Below are 12,800 nucleotides of genomic sequence, written 5' to 3'. Positions count from 1 at the left end.
CCATGCCTCACATCGCAATCATTGGCGCCGGCATCACCGGCGTGACGACGGCCTATGCCCTGCTCGAACGCGGCTACCGGGTGACTGTCCTCGACAGGCATCGCTACGCCGCAATGGAAACCTCGTTCGCCAACGGCGGACAGCTTTCCGCCAGCAACGCCGAAGTGTGGAACAGCGCCGCGACCATTCTCAAGGGGCTGCGCTGGATGCTTCGAAGCGACGCGCCGCTGCTGATGAATCCGAAGCCGAGCTGGCACAAATATTCCTGGATCGGCGAGTTCGTCGGCCACATCGGCCGCTATCGCACCAACACCATCGAGACCACGCGGCTCGCAATCGAAGCGCGCAAGCATCTGTTCTCGATCGCACAGCGCGAGAACATCGCCTTCGATCTCGAGCGCCGCGGCATCCTGCACGTCTATCACGACAAGGCCGGCTTCGAGGCGGGCCTGCGCGTCAACACGCTGCTGCAGCAAGGCGGGCTCGACCGCCGGCCGGTGACGGCAGACGAAATCCGCAGCATCGAACCCGCGCTGCAGACGACCTGCTATGGCGGATTCTTCACGCCGTCGGACGCGACCGGCGATATCCACAAGTTCACCCGCGGGCTCGCCGATGCCTGCATCCGCCGCGGCGCGAGCTTCGTCCACGAAGCCGACGTCGACGCGATCGCGCGCGGCGATGATGGTTTCCGCATCGGCTGGAACGAATCAGCTGGGCACGATGCCGGCGTCGCAACGCGGCATGAATTGCAGGCGGACGGTATCGTGATTTGCGCCGGCGTCGCGAGCCGCCACTTCGCCGGCCTGCTCAACGACCGCGTCAACGTCTATCCGGTGAAGGGCTATTCGATCACCGTGCAGCTCGATGCGCCGCAAAGCCGGGACGCTGCGCCGACCGTCAGCCTGCTCGATGAGGCCGCGAAGATCGTCACCAGCCGGCTCGGCACCGACCGCTTCCGCGTCGCCGGCACGGCCGAGTTCAACGGCTTCAACCGCGACATTCGCGCCGACCGCATCCAGCCGCTGGTGGATTGGGTGCGGCAGCATTTCCCCGGCGTCGACACGTCGCGGGTCGTGCCGTGGGCCGGCCTGCGTCCGATGATGCCGAACATGATGCCGGTGGTTCGCGCCGGACGGATTTCGGGCGTGTTCTACAACACCGGCCATGGTCATCTCGGCTGGACGCTGTCGGCCGCGACGGCGCAGATGGTAGCAGTGGCGATTGATGACTGGCGCGACCTCGACACGCCTTCGATGGTGCCGTCGCAGGTCGATGCGACCGAGACCGCCCGCGCAGCTTTCCCCTAATTATCCGGCCGACGAGGAGGAATATGAGCGTATTTGCGTGTGGCCAAGTCGGAATTCGCTGAGAAACACCGCATGACAGGGATTAGCGTCACGATGGGCAAAAGCGCTTCAGCGCGGGAGGGACAATGCGCATGGGGGTAGCGGGCACGCGCGAGACGCGGACCACGCCGGATCAGATTGCCGCGGAGCTGTGCGCGGCCGTCGATCGAAACTTCGACGATCAGATCGCGTTCCTGTCGCGCATGGTGCAGTTCCGCAGCCTGCGCGGACAGGAAGCGCCGCAGCAACATTGGCTGGCCGAGCAATTCGCAAGGCGCCGCTACGACGTCGATACGTTCAGCCTTGCGGACGTCAACCTGATGAGTCACCCGAAGGCTGCACCGATGGACGGCATCGATCTTGCCGGATCGCAGCAAGTCGTTGCGACGCTCAACAGCAAAGGCGATGGGCGCAGCCTGATCCTGCAAGGTCACATCGACGTGGTGCCGGAGGGCCCCGCTGATCTTTGGGAGCAATCTCCGTTCTCGGGCGCCGTGCACGACGGCTGGATGTTCGGGCGTGGCGCGCAAGACATGAAGGCCGGTGTCTCGGCAATGATCTTCGCGCTCGATGCGATCCGTGACGCCGGGTATGCCCCGGGCGGGCGCATCCATCTGCAGACCGTGACCGAGGAAGAGAGCACCGGCAACGGCGCGCTGTCGACGTTGATGCGCGGCTATCGCGCCGACGCCTGCCTCATTCCCGAGCCGACCGGACACACGCTGACGCGCGCCCAGGTCGGCGCCGTCTGGTTCCGCCTCCGCGTCCGCGGCACGCCGGTGCATGTCGCCTATTCCGAGGCCGGCACGAGCGCCATCCTGTCGGCGATGCACCTGGTGCGCGCATTCGAGGATTACACCAAGACGCTCAATGCCCGGGCGCTCGACAACAGCTGGTTCCGCAGCGTCAAGAATCCGATCAAGTTCAACGTCGGGATCATCAAAGGCGGCGATTGGGCCAGTTCGACCGCGGCCTGGTGCGAGCTGGATTGCCGGCTTGGTCTCTTGCCGGGCGAGACACCGCAGCAGGCGATGCGTGGCATCGAGGAATGCCTGACTGAGGCGCACAAGGCCGACGACTTCCTGTCCAACAATCCGGCCGAGCTCGTGTGGAGTGGTTTTCAGGCAGACGCAGCGGTGTGCGAACCCGGCAGCGAAGCGGAGGCAGCCCTGTCGGCCGCCCATCACTCCATCTTCCAGGCCCCAATGCAGGAGCGCCTGTCTACCGCGGTCAACGATACCCGCTACTATTGTGTCGACTACGGCATCCCTGCCCTTTGCTATGGTCCTTACGGTGTCGGCCCGCATGCGTTCAACGAACGTGTCGAGCTCGACAGCCTTCGCAGGACAACGCAGAGCATCGCACTGTTCGTCGCCAATTGGTGCGGCGTGATGCGAGCGTGAATGGACTTGTCGTTTCAGGTCGGTGGCACATGACGACAAGCGCAATTCGAAATAGCAGCTTCAGACCAAAGGAGGCTGCCAACGGCCCGAACCGCGCCTTGATATAACGTCGCCATTGGCACAGTATTTGCCTGCAAATTCATCACGTTCGCGCTAGCCTTGAGACAAGACGCAGAAGCGCATGAGACACATCACGGGGACACCATGAGTATGATGCGGCCCAGCCTTCGCTTCGCACCATCTGACGGCAGGAGATAGCAACGATGCTCGGCTATCTCCTCCGCCGCATCCTCGCCGCCGTTCCCGTGATGGGCGTGGTGGCCCTGTTCGTGTTCCTGTTGCTGCGGCTGACGCCGGGCGACCCGGCCGCAATCCTCGCCGGCGACAATGCGACGCCGGAACAACTCGACCGCATCCGCACCTCGCTTGGTCTCAACGAGCCGATCTATATCCAGTTCTATACCTGGGTCGCCAAGCTGCTGCATGGCGACCTCGGCGTCTCCCTGATCTCGAACAAGCCGATCCTCGAGATGATCGGCCCGCGCCTCGAGCCGTCGATCTCGGTCGCGCTCGCCACCATCATCCTCTCGATCCTGGTGGCGGTGCCGCTCGGCGTGATCGCGGCGTGGAAGCACGGCACCTGGATCGATCGCTGCGTGATGGGGCTTTCGGTGCTTGGCTTCTCGGTACCGGTGTTCGTGATCGGCTACGTGCTGATCCAGGTGTTTGCGATCGATCTGCGCTGGGTGCCGGTGCAGGGCTTCAAGAGCATCTCGGCCGGCTTCGGTCCGTTCTTCGAACGCATCATCCTGCCGACCTGCACCCTCTCCTTCATCTATGTCGCGCTGATCGCGCGCATGACACGGGCCTCCATGCTCGATGTGCTGGGTGAGGATTACGTGCGCACGGCGCGTGCCAAGGGCATCGGCGAGACCGGCGTGTTGCTGCGCCACGCGCTGCGCAACGCCGCCGTTCCGGTCATCACCGTGATCGGCTCCGGTTTCGCACTCCTGATCTCGGGCGTCGTCGTCACCGAGAGCGTGTTCAACCTGCCCGGCATCGGCCGCCTCACCGTCGATGCGGTGCTGGCGCGCGACTATCCGGTGATCCAGGCCATGATCCTTCTGACGTCGGGTATCTATGTCGCGGTCAATCTCTTGATCGACCTCGCCTACACCCTGCTCGATCCTCGTATCCGGTACTGAGCAATGGCGATCGAAACCCTCCCCGAATCCTCTATCCCCGTCACCCGGCCGTTCCGCGTCAAGTTCGGCTTCCTGGCGTCGACGCCGATCATCGCGGTTGCGACGATCTGCCTCGTCCTGATCATCCTGATGGCGATCTTCGCGCCGCTGCTCGCGCCGCACGATCCGCTGCTGCTGACGCCGTCGCAGCGGCTGAAGCCGTCAAGCGCGCAATACCTGCTCGGCACCGACGCCTATGGACGCGACCTGCTGTCGCGCGTCATCTATGGCGCACGGATCTCGCTGTTGATCGGGCTCGGCGCTGCCGTCTGCTCGATCGCCATCGGGCTTTTGATCGGCCTCGTCGCCGGCTTCTTTCGCTGGGTCGACGCCGTGATGATGCGCGTGATGGACGGCTTGATGGCGATCCCCGCCATCCTGCTCGCAATCGCCGTGGTGTCGCTGTCGGGCGCCAGCATCTGGACCGTGATGATCGCAATCACCATCCCCGAGATCCCGCGCGTGGCGCGGCTGGTGCGCTCGGTGGTGCTGACCGCGCGCGAGGAGCCCTATGTCGAGGCCGCGATCTCGCTCGGCTCGAGCCTGCCGAAAATCATGTGGCGGCATTTGATGCCGAACACGATCGCGCCGTTGATCGTGCAAGGTACTTATGTGTGCGCATCCGCGATCCTGACCGAGGCGATCCTGTCGTTCCTCGGTGCCGGCATCTCGCCGGAGACGCCGACCTGGGGCAACATCATGGCCGAGGGCCGGGCCTATTTCCAGGTCAAGCCGTCGCTGATCTTCTGGCCGGGGCTGCTGCTCTCGATCGCCATTCTCAGCGTCAACCTGATCGGCGACGCCGCGCGCGACGCGCTCGATCCCCGTATGAAGCAGCGTGAGGGCAAGTGATGGCTTCGATGCAATCGAAGCCATCATCCCGGGGCGCGCAGCGAACCCGGGATCTCGAGATTCCACAATTCGCAATTGCGAATTGGGGTCTGGTGCTTGCGCACCATCCCGGAATGACAGTGCATAGTCTCTGCCGCGATACATCTCGCAATGACGCTGAAAGACCCTGACATGACCAACATCGTCCTCGACATCAAAAATCTCGTCGTCGGTCTCGGCCGCAAGGCGGACGCGCACCGCATCATCGACGACCTTTCGCTGCAAGTGCGCGAGGGCGAGACGCTGTGCCTCGTCGGCGAAAGCGGCTCGGGCAAGTCGGTGACCTCTTTGACGACGATGGGCCTGCTGCAGAAGGGCACGCTGGTGCCGTCCGGCGGCAGCGTCAAGCTGGTCGGAGAGGAACTGCTCACCGCGACCGACCGGCGGCTGCGCCAGCTGCGCGCGACGCGGATGGCGATGATCTTTCAGGAGCCGATGACCGCGCTCAATCCGGTCGTGCCGGTCGGCCGCCAGATCGACGAGGTGCTGCGCGCCCATACCGATCTCGACTCCCGCGCGCGGCGCCAGAAGATTTTGGCGATGATGGAGCATGTGCGCCTTCCGGATGTGGAGCGCATCTTCTCCTCCTACCCTCACCGTCTCTCGGGCGGACAGCGCCAACGCATCATGATCGCGATGGCGCTGGTGCTGGAACCGAAGCTGTTGATCGCGGACGAGCCGACAACAGCGCTCGACGTCACCACCCAGAAGCAGATCCTCACTTTGATCCGCGACCTGCAACGCGATCACGGCACGGCTGTGCTGTTCATCACCCACGACATGGGCGTGGTGGCCGAGATCGCCGACCGCGTCTCGGTGATGCGGCACGGCCGGCTGGTCGAGACCGGCCCGCTGCAGGATGTGCTGCGCAACCCGACGATGGAGTACACGCGCAACCTGCTGTCCGCGGTGCCGAGCCTCGTGCCGCGTGCGCCGCGCCCGGACACCACCGAGCCAGTGGTGCTGGAGGCCAACGAGCTCAGCAAGATCTACCGGGAGCGGTCGCTGTACGGCAAAGCCCGCGAGGTTGCCGCCGCCAGCAACGTCACGCTCACCCTGCGCAAGGGCCGCACGCTCGGCATCGTCGGCGAGAGCGGTTCCGGCAAATCGACGGTGGCACGCTGCATCGTCCGCCTGATCGATCCGACTTCGGGCGGAGTTCGGCTCGTCGGCCGCGAGATATCCGACCTGTCGCGCCGGCTGTTGCAGCCGCATCGCCAGAAAATCCAGATCATCTTCCAGGACCCCTACCGCTCCCTCAATCCGCGCGTCACCGTCGGCGAGAGCATCGCGGAAGGCCCGATCAATTACGGCATGCCGCGCAAGGATGCGCTGGCGCGGGCCCGCGAGCTGCTCGAGCTCGTCCACCTGCCGCCCGACGCGATCTCGCGCTATCCGCACCAGTTCTCCGGCGGTCAGCGTCAGCGCATCGCGATCGCGCGCGCGCTGGCACTCGATCCCGACGTGCTGGTGGCGGATGAGGCGGTGTCCGCGCTCGACGTCTCGGTGCAGGCGCAGGTTCTGAATTTGCTTGACGAAATCCAGCGGCGGCTCGGCATCGCGCTGTTGTTCATCACCCATGATTTGCGCGTCGCCGCACAGATCTGCGACGACGTCGCCGTGATGCAACGTGGCCGCGTCGTGGAACAGGGACCGGCGGCCGAGGTGCTGACCAATCCGCAACAGGCCTACACCCGTGCGCTGCTCGAGGCTGCACCCGGGCGCGGCTGGGATTTTGCGAATTTCCGCCCCGTTTCGGAAGGCGTTGTGGCAACGGCCTAAGCCTTTAGCCGTAGCCTCGGTCTCGGCCTTGGTCTCTGCCTTGGCTTAGCCTTGGTCTCTGCCTTGGGCCTTTACGCCCATAGGGCATGCAAATCCGGAAGTGCTCGACGGCTTGCGCTTGGCGCGACGACACGCTTAACGTCGCGCGCTAGAGCATGACCTGGAAGGCGGACACTGGTCTCCCCGAACGATCGCGCTCAAACCAACGAAACGAGATCGTGGCGCGAACCGTTCCGATCGCATCACGACCGAAGAAACGTATCGAGACCAACTTGATGACCCGCATTGCCGTTGGCGGCTTCCTGCACGAGACCAACACCTTCGCACCGACGAAGGCAACCTATGACGACTTCGTGCACGGCGGCGGCTGGCCGTCGATGACGCATGGCACCGAGGTGCTCAAGGTCATGCGCAAGATCAATGTCGGCCTCGCCGGCTTTGTCGAGGCCGCGGAAACCAACGGCTGGGAGCTGGTGCCGACGATCTTCGCCGCGGCAAGCCCGTCGGCGCATGTGAGCAAGGATGCGTTCGAGCGGATCGTGACGGAAATGGTCGACGGCATCGTCGCGGCCGGCCCGATCGATGCCGTCTATCTCGACCTGCACGGCGCCATGGTCACCGAGCATTATGACGACGGTGAAGGCGAGACCCTCGCCCGCGTGCGCAAGGCCATCGGCAATGATCTGCCGCTGGTGGTGAGCCTCGACCTGCATGCGAACGTCTCGCCCAAGATGATCGAGCATGCCGATGCCCTGATCGCCTACCGCACCTATCCGCATGTCGACATGGCCGACACCGGCCGCGCCTGCGCCAGGCATCTGGCGCTGATGCTGAAATCAGGACAGCGGTTTGCCAAGGCATTCCGGCAATTGCCGTTCCTGATCCCGATCAGCTGGCAATGCACCAACGACCAGCCCACCCAAGGCATCTATCAAAAGCTCGCGGCCCTCGAAAGCGATGCCGTGCCGACGCTGTCGTTTGCGCCGGGCTTTCCGGCCGCCGATTTCAGGGATTGCGGGCCGAGCGTGTTCGCCTACGGCCGGACGCAGGCCGACGCGGACGCCGCCGCCGACAAGGTCGTCGCCCTGGTCGAGAGCCATGAGGACGATTTCGACGGCCGGATCTATTCGCCCGACGAGGGCGTGCAGCTGGCGATGGAACTGGCGAAGTCGGCGAGCAAGCCGATCATCATCGCCGATACCCAGGACAATCCCGGCGCCGGCGGCGATTCCGACACCACAGGCATGCTGCGCGCGCTGGTACGCAACAAAGCGAGTGCCGCAACCGGCGTGATCTACGACCCGCAATCGGCAAAGGCCGCGCACGCAGCGGGCGTCGGCGCCACCGTCACGCTCGAGCTCGGCGGCAAGTCCGGCATTCCCGGCGACGCGCCGTACCGGGAGACTTTCGTGGTCGAGAAGCTCTCGGACGGCAAGTTCGTTGCACCCGGCCCGTATTTCGGCGGCCGCGACATGGATATGGGGCCCTCGGCCTGCCTGCGGGTCGGCGACGTCCGCGTCGTCGTCGGCTCCTACAAGGCCCAGCTTGCCGACCAGTCGATGTACCGCTATGTCGGCATCGAGCCGACCGCGCAGAAGATCCTGGTCAACAAGAGCTCGGTGCATTTCCGCGCCGATTTCGAGCCGATCGCCGAGAAACTGCTGATCTGCGCCGCGCCCGGCGCAATGCCGGCCGATACCGCCGCACTGCCGTGGAAACATTTACGTCCCGGCATTCGTATCAAGCCTAACGGCCCTACTTTCACCCCCTCCTCCCCATCACGCACAAACGGATAGAGAGACCATGCCGACCATTGAGCGCATCGACAGTTTTGCCGACGAACTCACCGCCATCAGACGGGATCTGCATGCGCATCCCGAGATCGGCTTCGAGGAGGTCCGCACGTCAGGCATCGTCGCCGACAAGCTCACGAGCTGGGGCATCGAGGTGCATCGCGGCCTCGGCGGCACCGGGGTGGTCGGCGTGCTCAAGGGCAAGGGCAACAGCTCCAAGAAGATCGGACTGCGCGCCGACATGGACGCGCTGCCGATGGAAGAGAACACCAATCTGAAGTGGCGTTCCACCATCCCCGGCCGCTTCCATGGCTGCGGCCATGACGGCCACACCACGATGCTGCTCGGCTCCGCGCGCTATCTCGCCGAGACCCGCAATTTCGACGGCACCGTGCATTTCATCTTCCAGCCGGCCGAGGAAGGCCTCGGCGGCGCCCGCGCCATGATCAAGGACGGCCTGTTCAAGCAGTTCCCATGCGACGAGGTCTACGGCCTGCACAACGCGCCCGACCTCAACCATGGCGAGATCGCGATCCTGCCGGGCCCGGCAATGGCCGCAGCCGACTTCTTCGACATCCGGATCCAGGGCTACGGCGCGCATGGCGCGATGCCGGAGCGCTCCAAGGACGCGGTCGTGATCGCAATGACGCTCGGACAAGCCTTGCAGTCGATCGTCAGCCGCAACGTCGATCCGCTGCAAGCTGCGGTGCTGTCGATCACGCAGATCCATTCCGGGTCGGCGTACAACGTCATTCCCGGCGAAGCCTGGATGTGCGGCACGGTGCGCTGCTTCTCCGACGAGATCCGTGAGCTGATCCGCAAGCGCATGCGCGAAATCGCCGCCGGCTTTGCGACGGCCTATGACGCCGAAATCTCGGTCGAGATCCGCGACGGCTTCAGCGTATTGGTGAATCAGGAAGAGCAGTCCCGCGTCGTCGAGGAAGTCGCGCGCACCGTTGTCGATCCGGCCAAGGTGATCACCCGCTCGACGCCCAAGATGGGCAGCGAGGACTTCGCCGACATGATGCAGGCCATTCCCGGCGCGTATTTCTGGGTCGGCCATGACGGTTCAGTGCCCGTGCACAACCCCGGTTACGTTCTCGACGACAAGATCCTGCCGATCGGCGCCAGCATGTTCGCCCGCATCATCGAGAAACGCATGCCGGCAGGTGCGCATGCATAAGCCGAAAGGGGACGCCATCACGTCGCTGCACGATCTCTCGGCCGTCGACCTGCTCGCCGGCTACCGTGCAAAGCAGTTCTCGCCGTCCGAAGTGCTCGAGGAAATCATCTCCCAGGTCGCGACCTGGGAGCCGCACATCAAGGCGCTGTATCTGTACGACCCCGAGGGCGCGCGGAAGGTCGCGAAGGCCGCGACCGAGCGTTGGCAGCAGAGCGAGCCGGTCGGCACGCTCGACGGCGTGCCCGTCACCATCAAGGACAACGTCGCGACCAAAGGCCAGCCGGTGCCGCTGGGTGCGGCGAGCGTCAAGCTCGCGCCTGCGGAAAAGGATGCGCCACCTGCCGCCCGACTGCGCGAAGCCGGCTGCGTGATCTTCTCCAAGACCACGATGCCGGATTACGGCATGCTGTCGTCGGGACTGTCGTCGTTCCATCCCCTCACCCGCAATCCCTGGGACGTCAGCAAGAACCCGGGCGGCTCAAGCTCGGGCGCAGGCGCGGCCGGTGCTGCCGGCTATGGGCCGCTGCATCTCGGCACCGACATCGGCGGCTCGGTGCGGCTGCCGGCCTCCTGGTGCGGCCTCGTCGCCCTGAAGCCGAGCCTCGGCCGTGTGCCGATCGACCCGCCCTATGTCGGCCGCGTCGCCGGACCAATGACGCGCACCGTGGACGACGCCGCGCTGATGATGAGCGTATTGTCGCGCCCCGACCGCCGCGACGGCATGAGCCTGCCGGCGCTCGAGGTGAACTGGAAGGCGCTGGAGAAGTCGCCGCGCAAGCTCCGCATCGGGCTGATGCTCGACGCCGGATCCGGCCAGAAGGTCGAGAAGGACGTTCGCGAAATCGTCGTCAGGGCGGCGAAGGCGTTCGAGTCCGGCGGCGCCGTCATCACCGAGATCGATGGCATCCTGACACCTGAGATGCTCGAGGGGCTCGACAATTTCTGGCGTGCGCGGACCTGGGACGAACTGTCGAAGCTGTCGCAGGCCGATCGCGGCAAGACGCTGCCCTACATCCTCAACTGGGCCGAGGCCGGCGCAAAGCTCTCCGGCGTCGATGTGGTGCGCGGCTTCAACCAGACGATGGCGATCCGCGCAGCCGCCGCAAAGCTGTTCTGCGAGGTCGACTACGTGATCTCGCCGGTGTCGCCGGTCGTGAACTTCCCGGCGGAGTTCGCAGCACCGCTCAACGACCCGGCAAAGCCGTTCGAGCACATCTGCTTTACCGTGCCGTGGAATATGTCGGAGAACCCGGCGCTGTCGATCAACGGCGGCTATGACAAGAAGGGCTTTCCGATCGGCGTCCAGATCATCGGCCGCCGCTTCGACGACGTCGGCGTGCTCGGCATGGGCAAGGCGTTCGAAGGCCTGCGCGGCCCGCAGAAGCCGTGGCCCACGCCACCGAAGAAGTAGCGCCTCAACCTTCCAAATTGTCATGCGCGGGCTCGACCCGCGCATCCATCTTCTTCATAAAGAAGGGATGGATTGCCGGGTCAAGCCCGGCAATGACGAATGGATAAAAAAGGAAGGAAATCATCCCCATGGCGTATGAGACGATCAAGTACGAGGTCGCCGAGCAGATCCTGACCATCACGCTGAACCGGCCCGACAAGCTCAACGCCTTCAACGCCACGATGCAGCAGGAGCTGATCGACGCGTTCGACAAAGCCGACAAGGACGACGACGTCAGGGCGATCATTGTGACCGGCGCGGGCCGCGGCTTCTGCGCCGGCGCCGACCTGTCCTCCGGCGCCAACACCTTCGACCGCGATGCGCGGCGCGGTCCGGTCAAGCGCAATGCCGACGGCAGCGTCGACTACAGCGATCCCCAGGTGCGCGACGGCGGCGGCCAGGTGACGCTGCGCATCTTCAAGTGCCTGAAACCGGTGATCGCCGCGGTGAACGGCCCGGCGGTCGGCATCGGAGTCACCATGCAGCTTGCGATGGATATCCGCATCGCCTCCGAAGCCGCACGCTTCGGCTTCGTGTTCTCCCAGCGCGGCATCGTGCCGGAAGCCGCCTCGAGCTGGTTCCTGCCGCGCATCGTCGGCATCTCGCAGGCACTGGAGTGGTGCTACTCGGGCCGCGTGTTCCCGGCGCAGGAAGCGCTCGCCGGCCGTCTCGTCAGCAAGGTAGTACCACCGGAGGATCTGCTGCCGACCGCGCGCGCGCTCGCCAGGGAATTCGCGGCCAAGACCGCGCCGGTATCGGTGGCGCTGATCCGCCAGATGATGTGGCGCATGATGGGCGCCGACGATCCGATGGAGGCGCACAAGGTCGACAGCCGCGGCATCTATGCCCGCGGCCGCTCCGAGGACGTCAAGGAAGGCGTGGTGTCGTTCCTGGAAAAGCGCCCGGCGCAGTTCAAGAACAAGGTGTCGTCGGACATGCCCGACTATTTCCCGTGGTGGCAAGAGCGCGACTATAAGTGAGCGAACGGCGTCCCGCGGCGTCCACATCTGACGGCGTCGTCCTGCTGCACGGCATCAGCAGGACGGCGCGCTCGTTTCGCAGGATGGAGCTGGCGCTCAGGGATGCCGGTTTTGCCACCCTCAATCTCGACTATGACAGCCGGCGCAAGCCTCTCGATGCGCTGGCGGAAGACATCCATCCTTCGCTCGATCGCTTCGCGCAGGGCCTCGACGGCTCCGTACACTTCGTCTGCCATTCCATGGGCGGTCTCCTGGCTCGCGTCTACCTCGCACGATATCGCCCCGCGCGGCTCGGCCGCGTCGTGATGCTTGGCACGCCGAATGGCGGCAGCGAGGTCGCCGACCGCCTGAAAAACCTCGCGGCCTATCGTGCCTTCTTCGGGCCGGCCGGCCAGCAGCTCGTCACCCGCCGCGATGCCGCGACCAGCGCGCTGCTGCCACTGATCGATTATCCCGCTGGTATCATCGCCGGTAACCGCTCGGTCTATCCGATCACGTCGATGGGACTGCCACGTCCGCACGACGGCCGGGTGTCGGTTGCCAACACCAGGCTCGACCGCATGGCCGATCACATCGTGATCCGCACCTCGCATCCCTGGCTGGTGCGCAACAGGGATGCGATCGCGCAGACGATTGTATTTCTGAGAGAAGGGAAGTTCACAAGGCCGTAGCCGTCATTGCGAGGAGCTCGCGACAAAATTGCAAAGCAATTTTGCGCTGAAGCG

General features: G+C 64.9%; 10 protein-coding genes. All 10 read left to right on the top strand.

What is annotated here, in order from left to right; genetic code table 11:
- Positions 1-2: 2 nt before the first annotated feature.
- Positions 3-1,310, top strand: coding sequence for a D-amino acid dehydrogenase (locus tag ACE10Z_RS18725; protein ID WP_375789227.1), 1,308 nt, complete (start codon positions 3-5; stop codon positions 1,308-1,310).
- A 131-nt stretch (positions 1,311-1,441) separates the two neighbouring features.
- Positions 1,442-2,752, top strand: a complete 1,311-nt coding sequence (locus tag ACE10Z_RS18720; RefSeq protein WP_375789868.1) for an ArgE/DapE family deacylase — start codon at positions 1,442-1,444, stop codon at positions 2,750-2,752.
- Between the two features lie 263 nt (positions 2,753-3,015).
- The gene (locus ACE10Z_RS18715; protein WP_375789226.1) at positions 3,016-3,957 is read left to right on the top strand and encodes an ABC transporter permease; all 942 of its coding nucleotides are present in this window, start codon (positions 3,016-3,018) and stop codon (positions 3,955-3,957) included.
- 3 nt (positions 3,958-3,960) lie between these two features.
- Entirely contained in the window at positions 3,961-4,848 is an 888-nt protein-coding gene (locus ACE10Z_RS18710) for an ABC transporter permease (RefSeq protein WP_223976365.1), read from the top strand.
- A gap of 171 nt (positions 4,849-5,019) precedes the next feature.
- Entirely contained in the window at positions 5,020-6,669 is a 1,650-nt protein-coding gene (locus ACE10Z_RS18705) for an ABC transporter ATP-binding protein (protein ID WP_375789225.1), read from the top strand.
- Between the two features lie 275 nt (positions 6,670-6,944).
- Positions 6,945-8,465 (top strand): M81 family metallopeptidase, encoded by a 1,521-nt coding sequence (locus ACE10Z_RS18700; RefSeq protein WP_375789224.1) that lies wholly within the window; start codon positions 6,945-6,947, stop codon positions 8,463-8,465.
- A gap of 7 nt (positions 8,466-8,472) precedes the next feature.
- Positions 8,473-9,645 carry a M20 aminoacylase family protein gene (locus ACE10Z_RS18695; RefSeq protein WP_092115210.1) on the top strand — a complete coding sequence of 391 codons (1,173 nt, stop codon included), beginning with the start codon at positions 8,473-8,475 and terminating at the stop codon, positions 9,643-9,645.
- Positions 9,638-11,056 carry an amidase gene (locus ACE10Z_RS18690; RefSeq protein ID WP_375789223.1) on the top strand — a complete coding sequence of 473 codons (1,419 nt, stop codon included), beginning with the start codon at positions 9,638-9,640 and terminating at the stop codon, positions 11,054-11,056. The genes ACE10Z_RS18695 and ACE10Z_RS18690 overlap by 8 nt, the downstream gene beginning before the upstream one ends.
- A 128-nt stretch (positions 11,057-11,184) precedes the next feature.
- Positions 11,185-12,075: a crotonase/enoyl-CoA hydratase family protein gene (locus tag ACE10Z_RS18685; protein WP_375789222.1), complete on the top strand. Its 891-nt coding sequence runs from the start codon at positions 11,185-11,187 to the stop codon at positions 12,073-12,075.
- A complete protein-coding gene (locus ACE10Z_RS18680) occupies positions 12,072-12,746 on the top strand; it encodes an esterase/lipase family protein (protein WP_375789221.1) in 675 nt (224 codons plus the stop codon). The genes ACE10Z_RS18685 and ACE10Z_RS18680 overlap by 4 nt, the downstream gene beginning before the upstream one ends.
- Positions 12,747-12,800 lie beyond the last annotated feature (54 nt).

This window comes from Bradyrhizobium sp. Pha-3 (assembly GCF_042258615.1).
Taxonomy (GTDB): domain Bacteria; phylum Pseudomonadota; class Alphaproteobacteria; order Rhizobiales; family Xanthobacteraceae; genus Bradyrhizobium.
Note: the sequence above shows the minus strand (reverse complement) of the source record. Positions and strands in the feature narration are given on the sequence as shown.

Bases quoted from the DNA above. Each gene is read 5' to 3' on its own strand.
- ACE10Z_RS18725 (WP_375789227.1), top strand. From the start codon at position 3: ATGCCTCACATCGCAATCATTGGCGCCGGCATCACCGGCGTGACGACG.
- ACE10Z_RS18720 (WP_375789868.1), top strand. From the start codon at position 1,442: ATGGGGGTAGCGGGCACGCGCGAGACGCGGACCACGCCGGATCAGATT.
- ACE10Z_RS18715 (WP_375789226.1), top strand. From the start codon at position 3,016: ATGCTCGGCTATCTCCTCCGCCGCATCCTCGCCGCCGTTCCCGTGATG.
- ACE10Z_RS18710 (WP_223976365.1), top strand. From the start codon at position 3,961: ATGGCGATCGAAACCCTCCCCGAATCCTCTATCCCCGTCACCCGGCCG.
- ACE10Z_RS18705 (WP_375789225.1), top strand. From the start codon at position 5,020: ATGACCAACATCGTCCTCGACATCAAAAATCTCGTCGTCGGTCTCGGC.
- ACE10Z_RS18700 (WP_375789224.1), top strand. From the start codon at position 6,945: ATGACCCGCATTGCCGTTGGCGGCTTCCTGCACGAGACCAACACCTTC.
- ACE10Z_RS18695 (WP_092115210.1), top strand. From the start codon at position 8,473: ATGCCGACCATTGAGCGCATCGACAGTTTTGCCGACGAACTCACCGCC.
- ACE10Z_RS18690 (WP_375789223.1), top strand. From the start codon at position 9,638: ATGCATAAGCCGAAAGGGGACGCCATCACGTCGCTGCACGATCTCTCG.
- ACE10Z_RS18685 (WP_375789222.1), top strand. From the start codon at position 11,185: ATGGCGTATGAGACGATCAAGTACGAGGTCGCCGAGCAGATCCTGACC.